General features: G+C 57.5%; 22 protein-coding genes. 4 read left to right on the top strand and 18 right to left on the bottom strand.

Features of this window, described 5'->3' with window-relative positions:
- Window positions 1–56: 56 nt before the first annotated feature.
- The 4 genes from ACR0AO_RS17130 to ACR0AO_RS17115 all read right to left on the bottom strand — a co-directional run bounded on the left by ACR0AO_RS17130 (window position 57) and on the right by ACR0AO_RS17115 (window position 4,405).
- On the bottom strand, window positions 57–1,208 hold the full coding sequence (locus ACR0AO_RS17130) for a tyrosine-type recombinase/integrase (protein ID WP_480605995.1): 1,152 nt from the start codon (window positions 1,206–1,208) through the stop codon (window positions 57–59).
- 552 nt (window positions 1,209–1,760) lie between these two features.
- A complete protein-coding gene (locus ACR0AO_RS17125; protein WP_480605992.1) occupies window positions 1,761–2,552 on the bottom strand; it encodes a tetratricopeptide repeat protein in 792 nt (263 codons plus the stop codon).
- A complete protein-coding gene (locus ACR0AO_RS17120) occupies window positions 2,509–3,039 on the bottom strand; it encodes a hypothetical protein (protein ID WP_480605989.1) in 531 nt (176 codons plus the stop codon). Before ACR0AO_RS17120 ends, ACR0AO_RS17125 begins: the two co-directional genes overlap by 44 nt.
- Before the next feature lie 349 nt (window positions 3,040–3,388).
- Window positions 3,389–4,405: an AraC family transcriptional regulator gene (locus tag ACR0AO_RS17115; RefSeq protein WP_480605986.1), complete on the bottom strand. Its 1,017-nt coding sequence runs from the start codon at window positions 4,403–4,405 to the stop codon at window positions 3,389–3,391.
- A gap of 107 nt (window positions 4,406–4,512) precedes the next feature.
- Between ACR0AO_RS17115 and ACR0AO_RS17110 the strand changes: the two genes are divergently transcribed.
- The 3 genes from ACR0AO_RS17110 (at window position 4,513) to ACR0AO_RS17100 (ending at window position 8,707) form a co-directional block, all read left to right on the top strand.
- Complete coding sequence (locus ACR0AO_RS17110; protein WP_480605982.1) at window positions 4,513–5,916, top strand: DUF1214 domain-containing protein; 1,404 nt, start codon at window positions 4,513–4,515, stop codon at window positions 5,914–5,916.
- A 112-nt stretch (window positions 5,917–6,028) separates the two neighbouring features.
- Complete coding sequence (locus ACR0AO_RS17105) at window positions 6,029–7,540, top strand: DUF1254 domain-containing protein (protein ID WP_480605979.1); 1,512 nt, start codon at window positions 6,029–6,031, stop codon at window positions 7,538–7,540.
- Between the two features lie 354 nt (window positions 7,541–7,894).
- A complete protein-coding gene (locus ACR0AO_RS17100) occupies window positions 7,895–8,707 on the top strand; it encodes a helix-turn-helix domain-containing protein (protein ID WP_480605976.1) in 813 nt (270 codons plus the stop codon).
- 59 nt (window positions 8,708–8,766) lie between these two features.
- Here the strand turns inward: ACR0AO_RS17100 and ACR0AO_RS17095 are convergent, their stop codons facing one another.
- The 14 genes from ACR0AO_RS17095 to ACR0AO_RS17030 all read right to left on the bottom strand — a co-directional run bounded on the left by ACR0AO_RS17095 (window position 8,767) and on the right by ACR0AO_RS17030 (window position 22,771).
- On the bottom strand, window positions 8,767–9,735 hold the full coding sequence (locus tag ACR0AO_RS17095) for an endonuclease/exonuclease/phosphatase family protein (RefSeq protein ID WP_480605973.1): 969 nt from the start codon (window positions 9,733–9,735) through the stop codon (window positions 8,767–8,769).
- Window positions 9,736–9,960: 225 nt separating this feature from the next.
- Complete coding sequence (locus ACR0AO_RS17090) at window positions 9,961–10,302, bottom strand: hypothetical protein (protein WP_480605971.1); 342 nt, start codon at window positions 10,300–10,302, stop codon at window positions 9,961–9,963.
- Window positions 10,303–10,683: 381 nt separating this feature from the next.
- A complete protein-coding gene (locus ACR0AO_RS17085; protein WP_480605968.1) occupies window positions 10,684–10,866 on the bottom strand; it encodes a hypothetical protein in 183 nt (60 codons plus the stop codon).
- On the bottom strand, window positions 10,859–11,038 hold the full coding sequence (locus tag ACR0AO_RS17080) for a hypothetical protein (RefSeq protein ID WP_480605965.1): 180 nt from the start codon (window positions 11,036–11,038) through the stop codon (window positions 10,859–10,861). The genes ACR0AO_RS17085 and ACR0AO_RS17080 overlap by 8 nt, the downstream gene beginning before the upstream one ends.
- A gap of 378 nt (window positions 11,039–11,416) precedes the next feature.
- Window positions 11,417–11,824: a universal stress protein gene (locus ACR0AO_RS17075; protein ID WP_480605962.1), complete on the bottom strand. Its 408-nt coding sequence runs from the start codon at window positions 11,822–11,824 to the stop codon at window positions 11,417–11,419.
- 38 nt (window positions 11,825–11,862) lie between these two features.
- A complete protein-coding gene (locus tag ACR0AO_RS17070; RefSeq protein ID WP_480605960.1) occupies window positions 11,863–13,644 on the bottom strand; it encodes a thiamine pyrophosphate-binding protein in 1,782 nt (593 codons plus the stop codon).
- Window positions 13,644–15,053: an aldehyde dehydrogenase family protein gene (locus ACR0AO_RS17065; RefSeq protein ID WP_480605958.1), complete on the bottom strand. Its 1,410-nt coding sequence runs from the start codon at window positions 15,051–15,053 to the stop codon at window positions 13,644–13,646. Before ACR0AO_RS17065 ends, ACR0AO_RS17070 begins: the two co-directional genes overlap by 1 nt.
- Window positions 15,034–15,939 (bottom strand): sugar phosphate isomerase/epimerase family protein, encoded by a 906-nt coding sequence (locus ACR0AO_RS17060; RefSeq protein ID WP_480605955.1) that lies wholly within the window; start codon window positions 15,937–15,939, stop codon window positions 15,034–15,036. The genes ACR0AO_RS17065 and ACR0AO_RS17060 overlap by 20 nt, the downstream gene beginning before the upstream one ends.
- A 66-nt stretch (window positions 15,940–16,005) precedes the next feature.
- Entirely contained in the window at window positions 16,006–16,848 is an 843-nt protein-coding gene (locus tag ACR0AO_RS17055) for a citryl-CoA lyase (protein WP_480605953.1), read from the bottom strand.
- A complete protein-coding gene (locus ACR0AO_RS17050; protein ID WP_480605951.1) occupies window positions 16,838–18,679 on the bottom strand; it encodes a bifunctional sugar phosphate isomerase/epimerase/4-hydroxyphenylpyruvate dioxygenase family protein in 1,842 nt (613 codons plus the stop codon). The genes ACR0AO_RS17055 and ACR0AO_RS17050 overlap by 11 nt, the downstream gene beginning before the upstream one ends.
- Before the next feature lie 3 nt (window positions 18,680–18,682).
- Window positions 18,683–19,978, bottom strand: a complete 1,296-nt coding sequence (locus ACR0AO_RS17045) for a TRAP transporter large permease (protein ID WP_480605949.1) — start codon at window positions 19,976–19,978, stop codon at window positions 18,683–18,685.
- Window positions 19,975–20,535, bottom strand: coding sequence for a TRAP transporter small permease (locus tag ACR0AO_RS17040; protein ID WP_480605947.1), 561 nt, complete (start codon window positions 20,533–20,535; stop codon window positions 19,975–19,977). Before ACR0AO_RS17040 ends, ACR0AO_RS17045 begins: the two co-directional genes overlap by 4 nt.
- 28 nt (window positions 20,536–20,563) lie before the next feature.
- Window positions 20,564–21,574, bottom strand: a complete 1,011-nt coding sequence (dctP, locus tag ACR0AO_RS17035) for a TRAP transporter substrate-binding protein DctP (protein ID WP_480605944.1) — start codon at window positions 21,572–21,574, stop codon at window positions 20,564–20,566.
- Window positions 21,575–21,679: 105 nt separating this feature from the next.
- Entirely contained in the window at window positions 21,680–22,771 is a 1,092-nt protein-coding gene (locus ACR0AO_RS17030; RefSeq protein ID WP_480605943.1) for a Gfo/Idh/MocA family protein, read from the bottom strand.
- Window positions 22,772–22,903: 132 nt separating this feature from the next.
- Here ACR0AO_RS17030 and ACR0AO_RS17025 point away from each other — a divergent pair, with 132 nt between their 5' ends.
- Window positions 22,904–23,596: a GntR family transcriptional regulator gene (locus ACR0AO_RS17025; protein WP_480605940.1), complete on the top strand. Its 693-nt coding sequence runs from the start codon at window positions 22,904–22,906 to the stop codon at window positions 23,594–23,596.
- Window positions 23,597–23,783 lie beyond the last annotated feature (187 nt).

Genomic DNA, 23,783 nt, shown 5'->3' with positions numbered 1-23,783 from the left:
CTGCCGACATTTCGGCTTGACTGGCTCGCACCTGAAGCGAATTCACACTTTCTTCGCTACTTCCCTTGCGAAAACATCAACTCGGTCGCCTTGTCTACGCTCTCTCGGACAGGGTCTAGATTCAGCCTTGCATAGATTGCAGTGGACTGCTGCGACCGATGCCCAAGCGACTTGCCAATGATATACGCGTTCGCTCCCGTCGCCGCCTGATAGCTGCCCAAAGTGCGGCGCAGGTCGTGGATGCGCAGGTTTTCAATCCCGGCTTCGTATAAAATTCGGCTCCAAGCCTTCTTGGGGTCGGCAAGATGGCCGCTCTTGCCCGAACCTTCGAATACGTAAGGGCTGTCCGACTTCAGTTTCCGCTCGATCAGCAATTCAACCGCCTGCTGGGGCAGGTGGACCGTCAGCGGATCGGCGTTCTTGGTTTCTTCAATCCGCCATGTTGCCGATTGGAAGTTGATATCCTTCCACATCATTGCCAGCGTGTTTGACTTTCGCGCCCCGGTCAGAAGGGAAATCATAAAGAAATCCCGTGCTGCCTCGTTGGGTTCATTTGCCAATGCCTCGAAGAACCGGGGCAACTCGTCCGGCTGCAAGAACCTGTCGCGGCTTTGTTCCCGAAACTTCTTGATACCGATTGCCGGGTTCACACCTTTCCAACCCCATTCAATGGCCTTGTTGAAAATGGACCGGATGCGCTCAAGCAGGCGGTTTGCCTGATAGAGACCATTTTCCTTGCCGACCTTTGCATGAAGCCGTTCCACCTCGGCCCGGTCAATGCTGGAAATCTTGCGGCGGAACCAATGCGACAGGTATTTGTTGACTTCCCGTTCGTCGTATTTCCACGACTTCTTGTGAACTTTGGAATACTTGTCCATGTATTCAGCAAAGAGCGCCCCAAAGGTCATTTCATCCCGAACCGCTCGTTTCTCTTTCTGAGGGTTCGCTCCGGACGCAATACCGCCCTTGGCCTTAGCTGCCGCCTTGCGGGCCTGTTCCACGGTCATGTCAGGAAATTTGCCGAGCAACAGGCGTTCGGGTCGCCCTTCAATCCGTTTGTAGAGATAGAAGCTCTTCGATCCCGCGCCCGTCACGGCCAGTACAAGACCAGCTTCCCGTTCATCATAGTAGTAATCCCGCGATCCTTTCTTGGCGGCTGGGGCTTTCAGAAGGACGGCTTTGGTGAAGTTCAAACGGTGACTGGCCACGGTGTATCCTTGAATTGCATTGGTGCTACAAATGTTGGCGGTGCTACACTGGTGCTACACCGGAGAGCAAATTTGGACAATGTAGGGAATGTAAAAAACAAGCCAGAACAATGGTAACATACTGATAAAGCTAGTAAGAAATAGCTTCAGCTAATATCAGCAAACATACGCCTGTGAGGCTCATAACCTGAAGGTCGCAGGTTCAAATCCTGCTCCCGCAACCAAAATAAACGCACAATTACAGATGCTTAAATACCGCCTCAGGGCGGCGTTTCTATTTGTGCCATCCCCGCCGGAGGCACTACGGAAGCATGCGGAGCGAGTTGGCAGCGTGTTGTGGATTGGCAACATCGCTGGTTCCTCTATCGGCCCATTCCGGTCACTCGGCGACACGCGAAACTTCTGCGCCCGCAGCCCACAAAGCTGCCATTCGTTGCAATACCGAAATTTGCTCGGTGGGCAAATTCACAGATCGCGGGAACTAAGTAGTCGTTCGCAACTCAGCTCAAGGGGGCCTTGTTAGACGAGCTAATCAACTGAAGCTCTGCGAATTCAAACAAAGCCAGCAACGGGCGCTGCCTGGCTGAAGATCGGGCGCCGCGCTGTAATCGTTCGATAGGCTTCTTGGATATGTCCCGATTTCAACAGCAGGTTCAGATATGTCAGTTCCAATAGGTCGCGTTGCGCACGGCTGCCGCCCAGGCGCGCGTGATCCGCCATGACCGGTGTGAGCTGTTGCAGTGCAACCGTCCAATCCTGCCGTGCGATCGCATCCCAAGCACTTGCCACTGGACGTACGAGGTCCGCCGCAAAACCCGATTGTGTTTCAGTCAGGACCGCGAGGCGTTCTCCGTCTCCAGCCATAGAGTGGGCCAGCGCGCTGTGAATGTCCGCAAAACTCATGCCCGGGTTCGGAAAAAACCGTGAGGCGTAGTCGCTGAGGTCGCGCCAAAGCGCGGGCGCCACCTTGTGACCCGCAATCTCGGAGCGGTACAGAAGTGCAGCAGCATCGGTTAGAACATTTATTGGCAATGAATAGGACACGGCGGGTGCGATAGCGCCTTCGTAAATCGCCCACAGCTCCGCTTCATCCTCCTGCTCCAAGGCCCACAGAGCGCGATGCCAACTTAGGTGGCCGTGCAACACAGAGCGCGCATCATAGTCCGCGATCCAGTCGGCAAGGTAGATGCGACCAGCTTCCCCAGAACCCTGTTCGTACAGCGTGTGTGCTTTGAAGTGCGACGCGTTTGCGTTGGCATTGTTCAAGGAGAGCGATCTGTCCATCATGGACATGGCCTCATCAAGTCGTCCAACCTCGCACAGCGCCTGACCATGCACGTTCATAGATCCACCAATCCTCGCCCAGGGCATCATAGAGTCTGGTAGTGTAGGCAAGTTGCGCGCTTTCCCGACCGGGTTCGCCAGATGTCCCGATCAAACCGAAAATGTTGGTACAGATTTGTGCGACAAGAACATCACCCGGGTGACGTGCAGCGTGTTCCTGAACTGCGCTTCGCGCCTCGGAAACACGTCCCTGAAGCAGGAGACCCAGGGCCGCGAGATGCCCTTCCTCGCGTTCGGTGAGGCCGGACGCGCAGGCGTGGGCCGACGCCATCGCCTCTTGAGCGCCCGGCATATCGTTTTCATACATTCGAGCCCGAGCAAGCCCAACGTAACCAAGAGCAAAACTGGGATCGGCCTCAATGGCAGCGGAAAAGGCGTCGCTCGCACCAAAAGTGGCTGCAAGAATGTGATCAAGCCCCGTGACATAGGCGTCCCGCGCTTTAGGATCGTTGGTTGTCAGAGTAAGTCCGTATCGATCAGCCAACATTTTCCCACCTCCATTTTGCGAGCAAGTCAAAAGGTGTGCGCACGCAATTGATCAATGCTACCATAAAAAAGGAGCCCTAAGCATTTGAGTGGATAGTCGACCGCATGCGGAACAAAACCGTCACACACTGCATCCGAGCGATTGACGGCTGTCGGCCCATTCCTACCGTTAGCCAAGGGGCATTACCGCTGCGATACGGCCGGCAGAGAAGACATTCGCTGCTCCTGCAACTATCGGCGCCGTTCAATGACTGAGATGCAGACGAACCGGAAATAACAATAAAGGCAACTATAGGCGCTGCCTCAAGGTTGCAGACGCCGGAAACCGTTGGCCGATGAAACTCGCTTTCTCAACGCCGCCGTCGAATCCGCCATTCTGACAGGCTCGAACCGGTAATCGAGGCAAAGGCACGGGTGAAGCTGGGGAGATGTGCGTATCCCAGTTCTCCGGCGATGGACTTGATCGGCAAGTCGGTCTCGTTCAGCAACGCACAGGCCCGCGATACCGTAGCGGCGTTAGCCAGCCTTCGAAACGACTCACCTTCATCGCCGAGACGTCGCTGAAAACGACGTGGTCCTATATCGAACATGCGCGCCGTATTCTCCATGCTGACATTGCCGGCCCGGACCTGTACATCCACCACCTCGCGGACGGCGGACAGGAATCCGAGTTCCCGGCGCGGTCCGCGCTCTCGCAACACGTCGCCGAATGTAGTCAAGGGGCCTTCGAAAGGCGGACGGGCAACGCGCAGCTCTTCGGGAAGGAGCGCCAGACCGACCTCGCCCGAACCGTAGTTCATCGGAAACGGAAATATAGTCTCAATTGCCTCGGTGTATTTGGGCCTTGGAAGGTCGATCTCGCCAGCGAGCGGCAGCCAGTCGCGGCCAAGAAACTGCCGGCACAGATCTATCAGGATGCCCAAGGTGGCCCAGGCCAGGTGATGATATTCAGGCACGGAAGCCGATGGGAACCGCTGCCTCAGCCACACCCGCCCTCCGACCATTTCGACTCGCACACCGTCATAGGGCGTGTGCAGGGGAACGATGCGCTTCAGGCGCCCGAAACACTCCGCCAGGTCAGCCGCCTGCGACAGGTATCGTCCCCAATATCCGTAGCGCTCGAAGCTGACCGCGGTTGCCAGACGAATGCCCGCAAACTCGTCTCCCATCAGGCGTGCCGTGGAGGCGAGGAATAGGACAATCGACACTTCGGGGATGAAACCCGGCGCGCGGCGCTCCACATCTCTCGCCAGGCCAGCATCGGCATAGGCCTTCGCGAGAGGCCGCTCGCCGAACTCTGCGCGCACGAAGTCTGTCAGCCCTACAAGGCCCGACGTGTGGATAAGAGGGACGTCATTCGATGTCATCGCGCGATGAGCTTACTGGCATGAGCCACTGTCGCAAAGTGCTAGCAGTTTGCCCTGTCCCTGCCTTACCCGGTTTGTAACAATACGGTGACTACGGGAGAAACATCATGCATCGAAAGTATCTCATCCTGTCGCTCTGCGCCCAACTTGTCAGCGGGAGCGCGGCTCTGGCCCAGATGTCCGCCGTCGAACGGGACACGGCGGTGCGCCGTGCCTGCGAGGCGGCGATATGGGGCATGCCGGCCGTGGGGGTCTACGATGTCGAACTCGCGCTTCAGCGCGACGCAGGCGCCGCAGCTGGCGTCATCGGCTACATGACCGAACCCATGGATAGCCGTCACGGCTTCCTGACAGCCAACGATGTGACCCCCTATACCTATGCCGGTCTGACGATCGCAGATGGTCCGATCGTGATCGACGTGCCCCCGGCCGGCGACAAGGCGGCGTTTTTCGGCACAATCGTGAATGCCTGGCAGGTACCCGTCTTCGACGTGGGTACAAGCGGCGAGGATGCGGGCCAAGGCGGCAAGTATCTGATCCTGCCGCCGGATTACGAGGGCGACGTGCCCGAGGAAGGCTATTACACCGCCCGCTCCAACACCTATGGCGTCCATTTCGCCTTCCGACCCGTGGCCAAGGATGGCGGTACTTCGGCCGATCAGGCGGCCTATGCCCGGACGCTCCAATGGTATCCCCTGTCGGAGGCGGAAGATCCGGCACCTTCCATGTTCGTCGATACCTACAAGAACCCGGTCAGCACACTGCCTGTCTACGACATCACATTCTTTCACGATCTCAACGCTGTCGTGCAGCGCGAGCCTGTACTAGCGCAGGACAAGGTGATGATGGGCATGCTCGCCTCGCTCGGAATAGTGCGGGGAAAACCCTTCGAGCCCGATGGCGAGATGGAGCAAGCGTTGCTGGAGGGACTACAGTGCGCCTATGACACGATGCAGGAGCATTTCGTCACTCGCTCGGTCGTGCCGCTCTGGGAGGACAGGCAATGGGGTGTCTGGGCATTTGCAGAGGGCCAGCCCCAGGCGGGATTTCCCTACGTCACCGACGACATGGTACTGATCGACGACCGGGCGGGCGGCTCGTACTTCTGGATTACCTACCTGCCAAAGTCGCTCGGCGGCGGTACTTTCTACCTGACCGGCCTGAAAGACAGCGATGGTGAGAGGCTGAACGGAACGGACACCTACAGGCTGACTGTTCCCGCCGACACGCCAGCAGAGGATTTCTGGTCGGTCATCGTCTACTCGATGAAGACGAAAGGCTTTGTCGACGGCGCGGAGCGCGTCGGTCTTGCAAGCCCCAACTTGCCCGACATGCAGGTCAACGACAATGGCTCGACCGATGTCAACTTCGCACCCGAACCGCCCGAGGGAATGGAAAGCAACTGGATTCCCACAGGGGAGGACTTCTTCCTACTCTTCCGCCTCTATGGGCCGGCCCAGGGCTGGATCGAAAGCGGTTGGAAGTTGGCCGATGTCGAGCGGATCGAGTGAGCCGACCAAAATCGCTAGATCAGGCGCGACACGCTGCCCTGCATTCTGCCCGGATAGCGCGCCTAAGCGGCGCACAACGATCATTGGTTTCAAGTCTCATGGAGGAAGAGATATGAAAAGACACCTGCTGGCCGCTACGACCGCGCTCATGACAGCGATGCCGGTCGTCGCGCAAGACGCACTGACATTTAAGTTCACAACAGATTTGCCCGACGGGATCACGACACCGGACAACATTCAGACTCGGCTCGGTGACCTCAATTTTTTCGACGGCGTACCAGACGCTGAATCGACCGAAAAGATCTATAACCTGCTCGACTTCCACCATGCGTTGGAAGCTTATCTGAGCGGCATCAAGATCGCGTCGATGGATGCTATGCGCCGCGGAATCGAAGCCTTCGGCCCCGCGAACACCACGGTTCTTCAATTTGCCGACCTCATGGATTCGCGCGCACTTTTCCTTACCCCTAACACCACGAGCGTTTATCAGACGGCGTGGCTCGATCTCGGCGACGAGCCGATGGTGATGGAGACGCCGCCGAACGTGCTCGGCCTCGTCAACGATGGCTGGTTCAAATACGTGGCCGACTTCGGCAATCTTGGCCCCGACGAGGGCAAGGGCGGCAAGTTTCTGATCGTTCCGCCCGGCTATGAAGGCGAGGTAGACGAGGAGGGCTACACCGCCGTCATGCGCCCGAGCACCTTCGGAAACTGGCTCCTATGGCGAGGCTTCACCATCGACGGCTCTACCGATCAAGCTGTGATGCAGACGCAGGAGATCTTCAGGCTTTACCCGCTGAGCCAAGCCGACAATCCGCCGGAAATGACATTCGTCAACGTCTCGGGACAGGAGTTCAACACTATCCATGTTATGGACGCGCGCATGTTCGAAGAGATCGACACCGTGATCCAGAGCGAACCGCTCGACGGCGAGAGCCCCGAGATCTTCGGCCACCTTGCCTCGATTGGGATCGTCAAGGGACAGGAGTTCGCCCCGGACGAGCGCACGGAGAGAATCCTCCAAGCCGCCGCTTCAGCGGGAAGCGTGATCGTCAAGACCCTGGTATCCAAGCCGCGCGATGACCGCGCGCTGTGGTACCCGGGCGAGAGCTATTGGCAGAACGCCTTTCCGGGTGGTGCCTATACCTTCGTGCTGGACGGTGTGACGCTGCATGACTTCCGCTCGATGTTCCACTTCTACGCCACGGGCATCACCCCTGCGATGGCGGTGAAGGCCGTCGGCAAGGGCTCGCAATACGCCTTCACCTATCGCGATTCCGACGGCAACGCGCTCGACGGCTCGAACACGTACAAGATCGTCGTCCCGCCGAATCCACCGGCAGAGGATTTCTGGTCCTTCACGCTCTACGACAACCAGACACGCTCGATGTTGCAAACCGACATGCAGTTCCCCGCTATCGGCAGCAATACCGAGGGCGTGGTCCAGAATGACGACGGTTCGACCGACATCTACTTTGGCCCCGAGGCACCCGAAGGCTGGGAGAGCAATTGGATCCAGACGATTCCCGGTCGCGGCTGGAACACGATCCTGCGCCTCTACGGTCCGCTTGAGCCCTGGTTCGACCAGACATGGCGGCCGGGCGAAATCATGCTTGTCGAGTGACCCTGCAACAGGGCGCGGCGAAACCGCCGCGTCTGCATCCTGTCAATGCCAGTCTGGTAAAGACTTCGCAAGGACACGAGCAAGACGCTTCTCAAGAGCGGACATTTCGGTCCTTGTTGAAGAGTGTGACGGCTGAGTATTGAGTCGGGCGCGTGATGCTGACACTCAACAGCGCAGCACTTTCGAAATGGCCTCCGAACTGACTTGCGGAGGTGCAGAGTGATGCTCGAAGTCAATTCATTCTGAAGGTCTGCTTTCAATCTCTCGCTCCGAATGGCTCGCACCCGCAGCGAATGGCGGGTTGCTTCCTGTCCAGCGCTATGATCGTCTGCCTTAAGATAACATGAGGAAACCATGCCGGTTGAGGATCTGCCCGCCAATCTCCGACTATTGAGTGGATATGCCCGGTCCGTTTCGGACATAAGCCGTCGGCTGAAGATCAACCGCCAGCAGTTCGGCCGCTATCTTGCCGGCAAAACCCAGCCGTCACTGGCGAGCCTGAGGCGGATTTGCGACCATTTCGGCCTCGATGAAAATGAGATCTTTCTGGAACACCAGAAATTCAAGGAGCTGGTTCAGCTTCGCCCGGCAATTACCGGCGGCGGGCACGACCCTGCCCGCCAGTTCTTTGACCAATTGGTCCGGCCACAGGACCAGGAGAGCTTGCAGAAATTTGTTGGCTATTACCTTTTCTATTACTGGCCGGACCGGAAGCTTCCCTTCATCTATCGCAGCCTGGCTCGAATTTATTCCAAAAAAGGCAGCCTGATGTGCAAGCAGATCGAGCGGGTCTGCGGTGACAGCCATAACCTGCCGGAGGTTCTCAAATATGAAGGCCTGGTGTTCGGTTCCGCCGACCGGCTGATTATCATCGACCGCGAAAGAAGGGTCGGGCGATCCTTGTGGCAAACGATCCTGTACGGTTCCGATTTTGAAGAACCCAACAGCCTGACAGGCCTGATGACGGGGATCGTCCCAGATAGTGCCCACCAGATCATCAGCATGCGCGTCTTCTGGCAGCCAATGGGTCGGGACCCGGACCTCAGGGCGCTGCTGCGAGCCTGCGGCCGAATCCCGGTCGATTCGCCTGAACTGGGTGACTACTTGAAATACTGTGTCGATAATGAGATCGGGCCGGATGATGAAGGTTTCACTCCGAGATTCTAAACACGGGGACTCTTCGGCGCTGGGGCACCGTGGGCTGCTCGCAAGCAGCCCCTCGCTGATCAGAATTTCACTTCCGCAGTGACCGCGCGATGGTCCGATGGCCATGGCTCGACGGCCACATCCGCTTGGGGGACGGCCTCGCCCCAGACCTGTGACTTCAGGATTTTCAGCCCGCTGCCCTTGGCATAGATATAGTCGATCCGGTCCAGATGATCCTCGGGATCCGTGGGGTCCAGGCCGGGTGTCCAGGTGAAGCCCGGCTTGGCCACCTCATTGGGAAACGCCGTCCGATAGGCGTCAAGGAAACCCAGTTCCGCAAGTTTGCTGCTGACCGGATAGGCAACCGGCACTGGTTGCAGGCCAGCCGTAACGGCCCGGTCAGTCCAGTCGAGATGTGAGGGTTCATTGAAATCGCCGAAGACAAAACTGGCATCCGCAGGCCCGGCGGCCGTCATGGCGTCAACCAGATCAGTCAGGCCGGATCCTCTTGCCTGCAAAGCAAAATGAACAGCCTCTTCCCCGGTTTGAATATAGGGGGCGGGGCCATATTCGATCTCCAACAGCTGGTAGGGCTGGTAGGGAAAGTCATTTAGGTGAATGTTATAGGCGTTGATGGTCCGACCATTAACATCGATGCGCACCCCCAGATTCTTGGGCAGCGGTCCGTCGATGGGGTAACGGCTGATCACGGCATTGGCCCACAGGGCCGGGCTGTCGCCGGTTTGGTCGTAATGGTGATAGCCCAGGGCAGCCGCAAGTTTGGCCGCGACGCTTTCCCCCGTGGGCGGGCAGCTTTCCGCCTCGCAGGGATCGCCTTCCAAGCGTGTTTCTTGCAGTCCAATGATATCTGCTCCGGCACGGCGGATGATATCGGCCGTCTCATCGACGGGTTTCTGCTCGTTGGCACCGCCGCCCCAGATGTTGAAGGTCATGACAGTCAGCGTGGTTTCCGCCCGGGCCGGCAATATGGATCCCAGCGTGATCAGTAGGCCGAGCGTGGAGCCGGCAAGTTTTTTTAAGAAAGTCATCATTCTCATTCCCGGTTGCTGATTGATAGGGCGGACAACCCGCATGGCCCGAGTGCCGCCTGTCCTGATAGCAAGCCATCGAACCTTCGAATGGCGCAATTGAAATATGATCAAAAAGTTGGCGCTGTTTGGCGGGTAGGAGTATCAACGTGCTGCAGGTGGCAAGGAAAAGCGGACACAGTGGCAGGGATAGATAAATTTTTGCGGGAGTGGATCGCAGCAAATTCACGCCAATCGCCTATCTGCTTCACCGCACTGCGCACACAGAAATTGCCGTAAAACCATTCGTAAGGCAGGGCTCGCTTTTGGCACGACCGTGCGCCTTCTCTTGTGACGGGAGGACGTGTCGCTGGCGGCAAGGATATAGGCCCGCGCTGCGGCCTCAACCCCTTTGCGCAGGTCGTCAACATTGGCCTTGGGACCAACCAGCATCTCAAGTTCCAGCAGGAACCGGGCGTCATAGAGGCGGTGTAGCTCGATGAGGAACCCTTGCCCCGTCATCAGGCGCTGCCACGGGGGGATCGGTGTCGATTGGGTGTCGGGGAAAGTGTCGTCAGCCTGTTCCATGCCCCTGCTTGTTCAGCAAAACCGAGGCAAACGCCAGAGGCTGACAGGGCTGACAGTGCAGACGGTGGAATTTGGGAGCTCGCGTCCCATTGCGGTCACTCGCGACATTGACCGGTGCTGCGGTGCGGCCCGCCAGTGGAGACATTCGCTGCGACCGTGAAATCACGCGACATGCGAACTCACACTGTGCGGGACAAACCAACCGTTGAAATCTACTTTTTGAATGACCGTTTTGTGCGCTTTGCAACCGCCGCGGAGGACACGTCGAGCCCAACGCGGACATGCATACAGTCCAAAACTTGGATAGCACATCGAGTTATACAGATCAGATAGAGACAACAGCTGAGATATTTGTCTTGTACAAGAGGTCTCCGCCAGGGGTCACTGTTTGGACAGAAAAAGTGACTTTCCGTTATCTGTTCTGGTCATTTTAAACTGATTGTTGCCTTCGTCAGTTACAGTTCTACAGGTGGGAGCGCCATTGCGTAGGGCCTTGATCTCAGTACAAACGGCATCATTGGTCACGTTCCAGGTGCCTTCATAAACGTCATTACCATCAATCATTTTGACGTTTTCCGTTCGCGTTGAACGTCATCTTAAAGCCATCGTTGGTTCCCTCAAAGCCGGAGATTAACTTTTCCAGCGCGGCTCCGGTTATGGCCTCTCCGGACAACGCCGCAGATGCAGATACCACGAGGCCAAGAGTAAAACCAAAAAATGCATTGCAATGTTTCATTGAACAAACCTTTCTTGCGAAACTTAAAATCAATTCTGTAAGATTAGCGCCGTTCCAACATCCTGTCACTTCGTCATTTGCGACGGCCGCTTAGTCGACAAAGCGGTCACTCATGATACTGCAGCGAATGACGGCAATGAGCCCTTTGCAGAAGTGTTGATTTGTCGCTGCGCGCGCTCGCAGCACAGAAAATGCTGCACCTTCGCAAGAATCCTATTTGCAATGCGGCGGAGATTGCAGCCATTCGCGCAAGCAGCGGCATTTATGGAATCGCAGGTTCACACAGCGCGGACAAAGTTTCCTTCTGCGGGGCTCGGAACAGTGGCTTTTATCGGCACATTTCTGACACGATTTTTTTGTAATTGAACATCCTAATACCTATCGCAGAACCATTACGGTGCAGGGCGAACGGCGTACCACGCGTGACGCGGTTGAACCGAGGAAATAGTCCTCAATGCCAGGCCGGTGTGATCGGATGACGATCAGATCGGCGCCGGTTTTTTCGGCCATCTCGGCAATTGCCAACCCTGGCTTGCCGGTCATGACTTCGACGGCGATACTGTCCTGTCCGACGACCTCCGCCTGAAGCCGATCCCGAATGGCTTGCTGAATCTTGGTAGATGGCCGGACGGTCACATATTCGGCCACATAGCCCGGTATATCCTCGACAACGCCGACAAGCGTGATCTTGCCCGCTTCGCCCTGCAGAGCGCGCGCAATAGTAATCGTTTTGTCGAGATCCGTCTGGTGATCCAGGGCGACGGGGATCAAGATATTTTTGAACATTGTGGTCTCCAATTCGGCCGAGAACAGCCCATCCGGCATCAAGTCGCGACGTGGGATACATCCCGGTCGGGAGAGTAAATGTCGAGGATGTTCCAATGTCCTGTTGTGGGCGTCGGGTTGTTTATCATGGGTACATCCAGAACAGTAGGCCTGCCGCTTGCGATGGCCGCCTGCAGCGCTGGCAGCAATTCGTCGGCTGAACTGACGCGGATGCCTTCGGCGCCAAATGCCCGTGCGATCTCGGCGTAGCCCGGCCCATTGGTGGGCGCCTCGGCAGATCCAGGAAATGTGGTCCCGTAAGTCAGGCCGTAATGTGCCTTTTGCAGCCCGGCGATGGTGCCAAAGGCGTTGTTGTTCATCACCAGCCAGATGACACCGAGGTTGAGTTCCACCGCGGTGGCCAGCATTGACGGGTTCTGCCCAAAACCGCCATCCCCCACGAGGCTGAGAACAACCCTGTCAGGTGCGGCCAGCTTGGCGCCCAGGGCACCAGGCGGGCCGAACCCCATGGTGGCAAAACCGCCAGGCGTCAGGATTGAGCCGGGAGTGAGAATGTCGAATTGCTGGCCAACGCCGTTCTTGTTCCAGCCCACATCGGTGGTGATGATCGCGTCTTCGGGCAAGGCTGCGCGGGTGTCGGCCAAAATGCGTTCGGGCATCATCGGGAAGGCGTCGGACGTTGCCATGTCGGCGTTGCGGGCTTTGAAACCGGCGCGAAAACTGGATATCTCGGCCTTCTTTTCGGCGCGGGTGAACCCAGCCGGATACACCTTTTTTGCCACCCGCGTCAGCACGCGCAGCGCCGCCTTGGCATCCGCTACCACACCGATTTCGGTGGGATAATTGCGCCCGATCTCGCTGGGCTCAATGTCGACATGGATGACCTTTGATCCAGGAATGTTGAATGTATAGCCAGGATACCAACTGGAACAATCCGCCTCCTTGAACCGTGTGCCCACGGCAAAGATCGTGTCGGCGTTGAGGCAGCTTTGATTGACCAACTCGGTGCCCCAAAACCCGGTCATGCCCAGAACCAGCGGATGGTCGTCACGCAGCGCGCCCTTGCCCATCAGACTGTGCGCCACCGGCAACCCCATATGTTCGACAAATTTGTGCAGTTCCTCTGACGCCTGCGCCAGAAGGATGCCGCCACCGACATAGGCCACCGGGTTTTCCGAGTTCGCCAGTTGCTCGACAATCGCGCGGGCGGTGGCGTCATCGATTGAGGGTTTGACCAACGCGCGCGTGTTGGTGGCGATCCGGTCGAACGTATCCGGGGGAATGCGCTCGGAAAAGATATCCATTGGCACGTTGACCAGAACCGGGCCGGGCTGCCCGCTTTCGGCCAGGTGAAAGGCCTTTTCGAGGATTTCAGCCATCAGATCGGCACGGTCCACCCGCCAGGCACGCTTAACGAAGGGGCGGTAGATTTCCCATTGCGCCGCGTCGGCGTGCATGTTGACCTCCTGATGCGGATGCTTGCCGTAGTAATGCGTCGGAATGTCGCCTGCGATCACCACCATCGGAATGCAATCCAGCGCAGCATTGGCGACCCCGGTGGCACAATTCGTCAACCCGGGAGAAAGGTGACTGAGCACCACCGAGGCCTTGCCGGTCACACGCGCATAGGCGTCCGCCGCATGGCTGGCGATCTGTTCGTGGCGCACGGTGACGAAATCGATCGGGCTCTCGGCCAGCGCCGCGAGCACCGCAATATTTGTATGGCCACACAGGCCGAATACATGCTTGACCTCGCGCCGCTCAAGAAAGTCGACGATATGCTCGGCGACGGTTTTGTCCTGTACTGCTGCGCCGTCCATTATGCGATCTCCTTTCCGAAGAATTCCCCGAATAGCTCAGCCTCAGACGGGCGGTCCTCGGGGATGGGCCGGCTGACCCAGGTGTAATTCATCATGTGTTTCATCGTGACGTTCTCATTGGTGATGTTGCCGCCCCAGATGCCGCAGCCTAGCGATGAGGTCATCGGCATGCCGTTGGTCCAGGCCCCGGCGTTGGCCTTGGATTGCGGCTGGCGCACCATCATCCGGCTGACCGGTGCCAGCCGGGCCAATGCATCGATATGGTCATCATTATGCGAGTAGATACCGCAGGAATGGCCTTTGCCGCCAACCTCGTAGATCTGCCGCACGGTTTCCAACGCGTCGTCGAATGTCTCGAAATGATAAAGCGCCATGAGCGTGGTCAGCTTCTCTTTGGAAAACTTGTACGCGGGGCCGATCTGGCCCTGGTTCTCGACCATTAGAAATTTTCGATCCTCGGGAATGGAAAACCCGGCCACATCCGCTGTTTGCTGCGGGCGGCAGGCGATGGTGGGGAAAGTGCGGTTGCCCTTTTCATCCCACATCGCTTTTTCGAGCAGAGACTTTTCCCCATCATTGCACAGATATCCACCTTCGGCCTCAAGCGCCCTGACCATCCGGTTGTAGATCGAGCGCTGGATGATGATGTTACCGTCGGCCGAGCATCCGGATCCGAAATCCGAGGTCTTGGAAATCCTTGTGTTCCGCGCCGCGATCTCGATATCGGCGGTCTCGTCAATCACGATCGAAGAATTGCCCGCGCCCACGCCATAGGCGGGACTGCCCGAGGAATAGGCCGCCTTAACCATCGGTTTGCCGCCGGTGGCCAGCGTCAGGTCGCAGATTTCCATCAGGTGCTGTGTCAGCGGGATCGACGGGTAGCGGACTGCCTGAAACAGGTCTTCGGGCGCACCCACCGCACGGCAGGCGGCACGCATCACTTCGACCATCTCCCAGGTGGTCCCGGCCGTCCGCGGATGGGGTGAAAAGATCACGGCGTTGCGCGCGTTGGCCGAAGACACACCGGTTACCGGCGGCGTCATCGCCGGGTTGGTCATCGGGATAAGAGAGGCAATCACACCGGCGGGTTTGGCGTATTTGACCAGCCCGCGCGCTTCATCGACTTCAACAACGCCGGTCGAGGGCGTGCGCAGCACATCGCGCAGGACCATGTGGATCTTGAACCGCTTCGCGGGGCGGCCTTCGCGATCGCCAATGCCGCTTTCGTCAACGCCCTGTTGCGCCAGACGCGTAAAGGTTTTTTCATTGCCCGCGTGCCAGGCAATCGCCTGGCTGAGACGGTCGAGGTCTTCCTGCGACCAATCTTCGATGGTTGCCATTGCCGCACGGGCGCGTGCCAGCATCTCGCCGGCAAACTGGCGGTCTTTTTCAGTAAGCTCTTTGGTCATGTGTCAGGTCTTGTCCTTGCATCGGTATGATGGGGTGATTGCGCCGTTGCGACGTGACATGGCCAAAAGTGTGTTTGGCATGCTGCAGGCAGCGGCGCGCGTGTTCTTCGAAGCCCAGCTCGGCCAAGCGGGATTGGTTGGGCAGTTCGATCGAATAGTCGACCGGCGGCATTCTCTCGATGATGCCCTTGAAATCGATGCAGCCTTCGCCCGGGTAAAGCCGCGCGTCGCGGGCAAGCTGGATCATACCCTGCTGTGTGTCGGCAATGCCGGGCAATGCATCCGAAATATGCAGAAAATTCAGCAGGTCACCCGGCACGTGCAGCAATTCTGCGAGGTCAACCCGGCTGAGATGCAGATAAAGCGTATCGACCAGAATGCCGCCATTGGGCTGATCGGCCGCGCGTACGATGTCCAATACCTCGTCCAGCGTGCGCAGGCGCGAGAAAGAGGGAAACTCCAGATCAACACTCAGCCCGTAGGGTGCCGCGATATCGCAGGTTTCCGCATAGCAGTCGATTAGGAAATTTCGGTCGGTCCGGTCCTTCGTCCATGCGCTCATGATCATGCGGGTTGCGCCCAACTCGCCGCCCAGTTCGCAGGCGGGCTCAAAGCGTTTCGGGTCGCAATCTTCGGTGATCCGCGCCAGTTCTACGTCCAGCACCTTGAGGCCCGTCGTGGCCAGCGCAGTCTTGGTCGCGGTAATCATGTGCTTGTCGAGCGGGGATTCGGTAAACTCCCCCGGCACGTTCATCTGGATTAAGCGTGGGCTGACCGCGTCATAGCCCGCCCTTGCCGCGATATAGATCAGCTCGGGCGCTGTGCAGTTAATCAGGGTCAGATGCGCCAGCGAATAAAGCGGCTCTTTCCTCTCCCCAATGCCCATTGTGAATCACCTCATGACAGACACCCCTTTTTATCATAATATAAAGTAAAAAATCTATGATATTTTTTACTTTAACATATTTTTAATCAGCTCAGCTTGGTTTTTTAAGTCTTCACCGTCTGGCACGTATTCAGGGAGGAGATTTGGTGGCATCGGGCCTTTGTTGCGCCCGCCCTGACGGGTCTGTTCCCAGGCATGGGCCAGGATGCCAACACTACGCGACAGACAAAACAGACCGCGTGCTAGAGGCGCCTCAAACCCCAACTCGCAGAAAATCACGGCCGTAGCGCCGTCGATATTCATTGCAAGGGGTCGGTTATTGCCCAGCCTGGCCTGAACTTTCTCGCCAATATCTGCGAACCTGCCTGAAACGGCACCTTTGGCGGCGGTCTCGCGCACCAGCTGCATCAGCCGGGGCGCGCGCGGGTCGACGGGCTTGTGAAACCGGTGCCCGAAACCGCTGACGATATTGCCGTAGCGCGCGCGCCAGGCATCGAGACCTTCATCGACAGCCGCCTGCAGCGCCGCGCCCTGATCCATCCGAGCGGCGATATCATAATAAAGCTCGGCGCATTGCTCACCCGCGCCGCCATGTACATTGCCCAGCATGTTGATGCCGGTGGCCATCGCGTTGTTCAGCGCAACGCCACAGGTTGCGGCCATCCGCGCCGCGGCGATCGACGGCGCCTGCGGTCCGTGATCCACCCCGGCCACCAGCGCCGCTTCGAACAGCGCGGCCTGAGCCGTGCTTGGAACGTCACCCCGCACCATCAGCCAGATCATCTGCGGAAAGCTGACATGACCGATCAGCTCTTCGATGGCCTTGCCGCGAAAAGCGATCCGCCCCGGGGCCATGTCAATGATCGACGTGCGCCACCAATGTCGTATCTCGTCGGTGTCAGTGTTCAACTTTGGATCTTTCCTGTTGGGGCCGAGCCTCATCCGCCCGCACGCCTTGCTTGAACTTAACCTGCGCCGACAGGCGCACGGCGGCGTTTCGCGCGCCGTAGCCCTGGTAGCGCCCGCGCCGTTCGACAATTTCGAAGAAAAACCCATCGAAAACTGGCTCGCTGTAGAGCTGGAAATACTCCCCGGCGGTATCGCGATCATAGAGGATATGCTTCGAGTGCAGCTCTTCGGTCATCGCATCGCTCAATCCGAATTGCGCCTGGGTTTCGGTATAGTAATTGGGCGAGATCCGCAGCCTTGGAAACCCCGTCACTTCGAGCTGGTCCGAGGTCTCGAAAATATTGTCGGTAAGAAAGGCCAGGTGCTGCACCCCCGCCCCGACCTGGTCGGCCAGAAAAGAACCCGCGAAGGTCTCCCGCCCCTCTGCACCGTTGAGGTTCAGTCGCACTTCGCCCTCGGGACTGGCGATGGCCTGGCTGTGAACGGGGCCTGACGGATCGGCCACATCCACCAGCGCAGTCTTTTCCATCTCGAAAGTGGAAATGTAGTAGAGCAACCAGCTTTGCATTTCGTCATGCTTCATGGTCTGCGCCACATGATCGATCCGCCGGATGCCTGCGGGTGGTGTGGTCTGCGTCTTGCGAACGGGGTCAAATTCAATGTCCCAGACCCGGTGCAGATCCGAGTTTTCGTCGATGAAATGCACGATGTTGCCACCGACGCCGCGGATGGCGGGAATCTCCAGTTCTCCCAGACCGACAGGTTGGGTGAAGGACGGTGTGCCAAGAACCGCAGCACGTTTCACCGTGGCGTCGGCATCGCTGACGCGCAGTCCCATGTCACATACCGTCGGCCCGTGGGCGACGAGGGCGTCATGGGCATGGCCCCGTGGGTCCTGATTTACGACGATATTGACCGCGCCCTGCCGCCACAGTTCCACATCCTTGGACACATGCCGGCGTTCCATTCGAAAAGCCATGGCGGTCAACATGTCTGTCAGTGTTTTCGCCCCGGTCCGGTCGACCGCGAATTCGATGAATTCATAGCCCGAGCTGTAGATGCGCGGCGGCAGTTTCGGGATCGGAAATCGCAGGTCAGGTTCGGACTGGGCCGCATCATCCAGCAGGTTGACCAGAGCGCGATAGCCATCGGATGCCGCGTTTTCCGGTCGCAATGGGCCGGTAACCGACCACGCGCCGCTATAACCGGACTTGCCGATCACGCGCACGAAACCGGCAAGGTTCAAATCCCCCTGTCCGGGCCAGAGCGGCGTCTTGGGGTCCGCGCGATAGCTATCGGCAAGTTCGACATGAAAGAGACGACCGGAGGGAACATCACGCAACCGCGCCGGTTTGGAACCATCGGACAGCGCGTCGCGGCTGTTCAGTGCAAGGCCAACATGCGGGAAATTAATGTCTTCGATCAGAGCAAGCACATTTGCGTCACTGGCCGGCCCGGGTCTGAACGCCAATCTTGCGCCGCCATCACCGACCGCCAGAGCCATTTCGGAAAAATCGCTCCGCATATTCGGCAGGTCCAGCCCTTCAGGCATGTCGATCATCAGCAAATCGGTTCCTAAGCGCCGCGCTAGTTTTGCTTTACCGGCAATTGCGGAAGACGGGTCAGCACTGTTCCAGACTTCAACCGGCCCGATCAGTGCCACACGAAGCCCGAATTCGCTTATCAGTTCCGCGACAAAATCCAGGTCGCCATCAAAGCCGACAATGTCCGAAATGCTCAGCGAGATGTCATGAAATCCGGCCAGCGCAATCGCCGACAACTTCTCGGGCAGTGAGCCCGGAACCGATGCCGTCGTGATGCACAGGCCCATTTTTCACCCCTGATAACCGAAGACACGCGGAAGCCACAGAACCAGATCCGGCATCATCAGCATCAGCAGAAGGGCCGCGATCAACACCGCAAGGAAGGCCCATATCTCTGTAATGATCTCGCGCAACGGGATTTCCGTCACCGCATTGATGACAAAGAGCAGGATGCCGTATGGCGGCGTAATAAGACCGATCATCGAGTTGACGACGACCAGCACGCCGAAATGCACCAGATCGATGCCCAACGCCTCGCAGGTCGGAATGAAAAGCGGCACGATTACCAAGATGATCGTCGTCGCATCCAGCACGCATCCCAGGGCCAGGATCATTAGGTTCACCAGGATCAGAAACAGGATCGGGCTCACGTCGGATCCTTCCAGCAGGGTCGAGATGGATTGCGGTATCTGCTCGGAAATCACGATGAAGTTCAGGATGAAGGCGCCGCCGATCACGATGCCGACGGCAGCCGAAGAGCGGGCGCTGTCGACAAACACGTGATAGAGCCCCTTGAGCGTGATGGCGCGGTAAAACATGGCCGCCAGAAGCAGCGCATAGAAAGCCGCAACAGCCGCTGCTTCGGTCGGCGTGGTGACACCGCCATAGATCCCGTAAAGTAGAATGACGGGCATCAACAGCGCGGGAAATGCGTTGGCAGTCTTTGCTGGCAGTTCGCGCAGCGGTACTGGATTTTCGATTGCAAATCCGCGCTTGCCGGCAAGGTAGTAGTTCATGGCCATCAAAACGACGCCCATGATCAGGCCCGGCAGGATACCAGCGAGAAACAGCGAGCCGATGGAAGCCTTGGAGACCAGCGCATAGAGCACCATTGGGATCGACGGTGGAATGATGGGGCCGATCGTGGCCGAAGCCGCGGTAATCGCCGCCGCATATCCACGGCTGTATCGGTTGTCCTTGGTCATCATCTCGATGATAATTTTCCCGATGCCGGCGGCGTCCGCGACCGCTGACCCGGACATGCCCGAAAAGATCAGCGAGGCCACAACGTTCACATGGCCCAGCCCACCTTTGAACCGGCCGACTGCGGCCACGCAGAAGCTCAGCAACCGGTCGGTGATCGAACCCGCGTTCATGATGTTGGCGGCTACGATAAAGAGAGGCACCGCCAGAAGAATTGTGCTTTTATAGAAACCCTGCAGGATTTTCTCTCCGGCCAGCGCCACGTCGAGGCTGGCAAATCCGAGATAGACGACCGATGCCAGAAGGATCGAATAGCCGATCGGCGTGCCGACGCCCGCAAGCACAAACAGCGTGACGAGGCAGGAAGCGAGTTCAAAGCTCATGATGCGTTTCCTTCGTCGTCATCTTTTTCGTCTTCGTGGCTTGCCTCTACGACAAGCTCGAGTTCTGTTTTCGGGGGGCCGTTTCGCAGGACATCAAAGAACAGCCAGCCATAACGCGCCGCCACGGCAAGCATGAAGACCGCGTAGATCGAGAAGACATCTCGCAGTGGAATTTTGTTTCCTGACAGTGGGTTACGTACAGTCGAGGTTTTGCGGATTTTCATCCACTCGATGTAGTCCCATGTCGGCAGAAACGTGACGAGCATGCCGATAACGATGGCCGCTGCGGCAATCAGGGCAAATATCTGCCGCACGCGCCGGGGCACCGCGAGGTAGATGATATCGAATTTGACATGGTCCTGTTCGCGCACGATGAAGGCGCAGCTGAAGAAAATCACCCAGACCCAGAGAATGCCGATCAGTTCCAGCGTCCATCCAGCGGGGGTGAAGAAATAGCGCAGCAGGATCTGTAAAAGAAATATCAGGAAGATTGCCGCCAGCATGCCGCCGGCAATCGCTTCTGCGAAGCGGGAGAACCACTTGACGAAAATTCTCATGGTCGTTCTCCCCTTTCTTATCCGCGGCTTATTTGCCCAGAGCGTTTATCTTGTCGAGCACGCCCTCGGGCCAGGTTTCCGCAAACTCGCTTTCGAGATACATCGACTGCACGTTTTCACGGAACGCGACCAGGTCGGGCTCGTAAACATCCAGCCCGTTCTCTTCTAGGAACGTCACCAGCTCGCCTTCCAGTTTCAACTGTTGCTGTCGTCCAGCTTCGGCCGCAGCGTCGGCGGCTTCCTGAACCTTGGCCTGTTGTTCAGGCGTCAGTTCGTCCCAGACGCCCTTGCCAATGGCGATGTAGTTCAGATCGACAAGGTGCGATGTCAGAACAACTTGCTTGGTGACCTCGTAGAATTTCTTGTCGACCATGGTTGGCAACGGATTGTCCTGACCATCGATCGCGCCGGTGGATAGACCGGTGTAGACTTCCGAGAAAGACATCGGTGTTGGTGCCGCACCTAGCGCTTTGCCGAGGAACTGCCACGCATCCGTGCCGGGCATCCGCAGGTTCACGCCAGCCAGATCGCCAGGCGTCGTCACCGTGCGCTCATCTTTGCCTTCACGCAGGTTCAGTTGGCGCCGTCCCAGATACATGACCGACAGGAGTTTGACGCCCAGATCATCCTCGACCGTTTGCTTGAAGGTATCCATCAGCGGGTCGTTGAACACAGCGACCTGGTGTGCCGCATCCTGATGGACGTAACCTGCGGTGAAGATTGAAAACTCAGGAAAGAACTGCGCCAACTCCTGTGCCGAGGTGATCGACATTTCCAGGTTGCCGCGGCTGATCGCGTCAAGCTCGGTGCCCTGAGCAAAAATCGTGCCATTGTAGCTTGGCTGGTAATCAGCAAATTCGGCCACCATCGGCGCGAAAACCTCGGCCATCGCAACCGAACGCTGATCGGTATCCGATCCGGATGTGGCCAGGCGAAGCTGGATCTTGTCGCCTGCCAGTACATCGACGGTAGCGCCCAATAGCGTACTTGTCGCGACCAGAGCCGACAGTGCTGTACGGCGTGTGAGATTGAGTTTCATCTGCGTCCTCCCAGACATTGAGCCGCTGCCGTGGCGGCATCACTTACGGCATTATTGCCGTGTTTCGGAAGTTTTACAATATATTTTGGAAAATATCATATATTTTTAACTTTGTGACGTAATAACAGTATTTTGGATGGCCTCTAGAGGCCGCGATTGAGGTAATTCGATGGTTTTCCCAGATTCTGCAGCGGATTGAATTGCCTCAATGACCTGCATCGTCTTGACCCCCTCTTCGCCAGAAATCAAAGGCGCGGTTTCGCCTCTGATCACTTGCACGAAGTGTTCGATCTGATTGACCAAGGGATCAGAATTCGCTCTTGGCGAGTTCGTGGCGGAGATCGGGCTCCACCAGCTGCGTTCACCTGGATGCGACCAATGAGTCAGGTCGGGCAAGGACAAGGCCCCCTTGGTTCCTCCGAGCAAGTAGCAGGACTGCGACGTCGCGGGATAGATTGGGTATTCCCCCGATGTCAGCTCCCAGCTCCAGGGCGATGCAATCGAATCCGAAACCGTGATTGTCCCGATAGCGCCGGTATCAAACCGCAGCACCGCCGCCGCTACATCCTCGTTCTCAAAGCCCCTGCGGGACGGGGCCGCCTGTGCCTGAACGTTGACGATCTCGCCGCACAGGTACCGAATGAGATCAATGTCATGTACCAGATTGACCGAAATCGGCCCGGCCCCCTTCAGCTTGCGCCAGGGGGCGACATCAAAATAGTCGTCAGGCTTGTAAAACCAGCAGGTAGCCTGAAGGGCGCGAATATCGCCAATCGCACCAGCGGCTATCATCGCCGCGGCTTTCTGAATCAGCGGATTGTGGCGCCGGTGGTGCCCAACCAGCAAAGGTACATCGGCCCGAATAGCAGCATCGCTAAGTACCTTTGCCTCGTCAGCCGTGACGGCGAGCGGTTTTTCGACAAGCACAGGGCAGTTTCGGCTGACACACTCAAGACCGTGCTGAACGTGCAGAGGTGTGGGTGTTGAAAGGACAACACCATCAGGCGATAGATTTGCAAACATTTCATCGATCGATGCGAAGTTTGGAACGCCCAAACCAGAAGCGTAGGAACTGCCCTCCGGTCCGGGTTCGACCAACCCCGCCAAAGAAACGCGCTTGCTGCGGTTTATGGCTGTGACGTGTCGCTTGCCAACGAGGCCAGTGCCGACAACGACAAGCTTTTGAGGCTCGGTCATTTGATGTCCTTCTACGCACCACAGTGATTTAAATCAGACGTTAAGTGTTTATATTGGGATTCGCAATAATACATGATATTTTTATCATAATCATACTTTTCCTGATATTGAATACCATCCTATGAAGTTGTAATGATCAGAAAAACCGGAGGCCAAACGATTAATCCCATGCCGCGCGCCACGATGACCACCGTCGGATCCAGCACCTACGAACGGATCAAGAAGGACATAATTTTTGGCGCGCTGGCACCAGGCGCCAAACTGAAACTCGACAGCCTGCGAGACCGATATTCAGCCAGCGTCTCAACTCTGCGCGAAACGCTGAACCGCCTGGCTAGCGACGGGTTTGTGGAGGCCGCAGAACAGCGTGGATTTTTTGTGCAGCGGGTCTCAAAGGAAGATCTGACCGAAATTGCCAATCTGCGGATTCTTTTGGAATGTTCCGCGCTGCAAACCTCCATCGAGAACGGAGACGCGGATTGGGAGGGCAACCTCGTTGCCGCGCACCACAAATTGCGCCTTATGGAAGACAAGATGCTGGCCGGGGATGTTTCCGAAAAAGAAACCTGGAAACGCTATGATTGGGAGTTTCACAAGGCCCTGATTCAGGCGTGTAACTCACTCAACCTGCTGTCCTTGCATGAGATCATCTACGACAAGTACCTGCGGTACCAGATGCTGGTTTTGACCCATCGCGGCGAAGAAGCGATGAATGAACACAAGGCAATGTTCGAAGCAGCGCTCGCGCGCAAAGTATCGCAAGCACAATCGATACTGAAGACGCATATCCGCAAAGGCCTTGAGCACACATTGGCAGCAATGTAGCAGAAAAGTTCTCCGCTTGATTTGTGCAAACTTCGCTATTTGCTGCAAGGTAACGTTCACGTTCCTTCCGGATTCAGAGTAAACGCTCCCTGACCAATCGTGATCGACTGGGTATATCCTCGAAGCCAACTCACGCTCCGCGGTTTCAGCAATATCGCGAGAATTCAACGAACCTGGCGTAGAGTGG

It is taken from the genome of Ruegeria sp. AF8, assembly GCF_056541825.1.
Note: the sequence above shows the minus strand (reverse complement) of the source record. Positions and strands in the feature narration are given on the sequence as shown.

Excerpts from the sequence above, each read along its gene's own strand:
- ACR0AO_RS17105 (WP_480605979.1), top strand. The coding sequence starts at position 6,029 with ATGAAAAGACACCTGCTGGCCGCTACGACCGCGCTCATGACAGCGATG.
- ACR0AO_RS17085 (WP_480605968.1), bottom strand. The coding sequence starts at position 10,866 with ATGATTGATGGTAATGACGTTTATGAAGGCACCTGGAACGTGACCAAT.
- ACR0AO_RS17080 (WP_480605965.1), bottom strand. The coding sequence starts at position 11,038 with ATGAAACATTGCAATGCATTTTTTGGTTTTACTCTTGGCCTCGTGGTA.
- ACR0AO_RS17075 (WP_480605962.1), bottom strand. The coding sequence starts at position 11,824 with ATGTTCAAAAATATCTTGATCCCCGTCGCCCTGGATCACCAGACGGAT.
- ACR0AO_RS17030 (WP_480605943.1), bottom strand. The coding sequence starts at position 22,771 with ATGACCGAGCCTCAAAAGCTTGTCGTTGTCGGCACTGGCCTCGTTGGC.
- dctP (WP_480605944.1), bottom strand. The coding sequence starts at position 21,574 with ATGAAACTCAATCTCACACGCCGTACAGCACTGTCGGCTCTGGTCGCG.
- ACR0AO_RS17045 (WP_480605949.1), bottom strand. The coding sequence starts at position 19,978 with ATGAGCTTTGAACTCGCTTCCTGCCTCGTCACGCTGTTTGTGCTTGCG.
- ACR0AO_RS17100 (WP_480605976.1), top strand. The coding sequence starts at position 7,895 with ATGCCGGTTGAGGATCTGCCCGCCAATCTCCGACTATTGAGTGGATAT.
- ACR0AO_RS17060 (WP_480605955.1), bottom strand. The coding sequence starts at position 15,939 with ATGGGCATTGGGGAGAGGAAAGAGCCGCTTTATTCGCTGGCGCATCTG.
- ACR0AO_RS17070 (WP_480605960.1), bottom strand. The coding sequence starts at position 13,644 with ATGGACGGCGCAGCAGTACAGGACAAAACCGTCGCCGAGCATATCGTC.
- ACR0AO_RS17040 (WP_480605947.1), bottom strand. The coding sequence starts at position 20,535 with ATGAGAATTTTCGTCAAGTGGTTCTCCCGCTTCGCAGAAGCGATTGCC.
- ACR0AO_RS17025 (WP_480605940.1), top strand. The coding sequence starts at position 22,904 with ATGATCAGAAAAACCGGAGGCCAAACGATTAATCCCATGCCGCGCGCC.
- ACR0AO_RS17095 (WP_480605973.1), bottom strand. The coding sequence starts at position 9,735 with ATGACTTTCTTAAAAAAACTTGCCGGCTCCACGCTCGGCCTACTGATC.
- ACR0AO_RS17120 (WP_480605989.1), bottom strand. The coding sequence starts at position 3,039 with ATGTTGGCTGATCGATACGGACTTACTCTGACAACCAACGATCCTAAA.
- ACR0AO_RS17110 (WP_480605982.1), top strand. The coding sequence starts at position 4,513 with ATGCATCGAAAGTATCTCATCCTGTCGCTCTGCGCCCAACTTGTCAGC.
- ACR0AO_RS17115 (WP_480605986.1), bottom strand. The coding sequence starts at position 4,405 with ATGACATCGAATGACGTCCCTCTTATCCACACGTCGGGCCTTGTAGGG.
- ACR0AO_RS17050 (WP_480605951.1), bottom strand. The coding sequence starts at position 18,679 with ATGGGCCTGTGCATCACGACGGCATCGGTTCCGGGCTCACTGCCCGAG.
- ACR0AO_RS17125 (WP_480605992.1), bottom strand. The coding sequence starts at position 2,552 with ATGAACGTGCATGGTCAGGCGCTGTGCGAGGTTGGACGACTTGATGAG.
- ACR0AO_RS17090 (WP_480605971.1), bottom strand. The coding sequence starts at position 10,302 with ATGGAACAGGCTGACGACACTTTCCCCGACACCCAATCGACACCGATC.
- ACR0AO_RS17065 (WP_480605958.1), bottom strand. The coding sequence starts at position 15,053 with ATGACCAAAGAGCTTACTGAAAAAGACCGCCAGTTTGCCGGCGAGATG.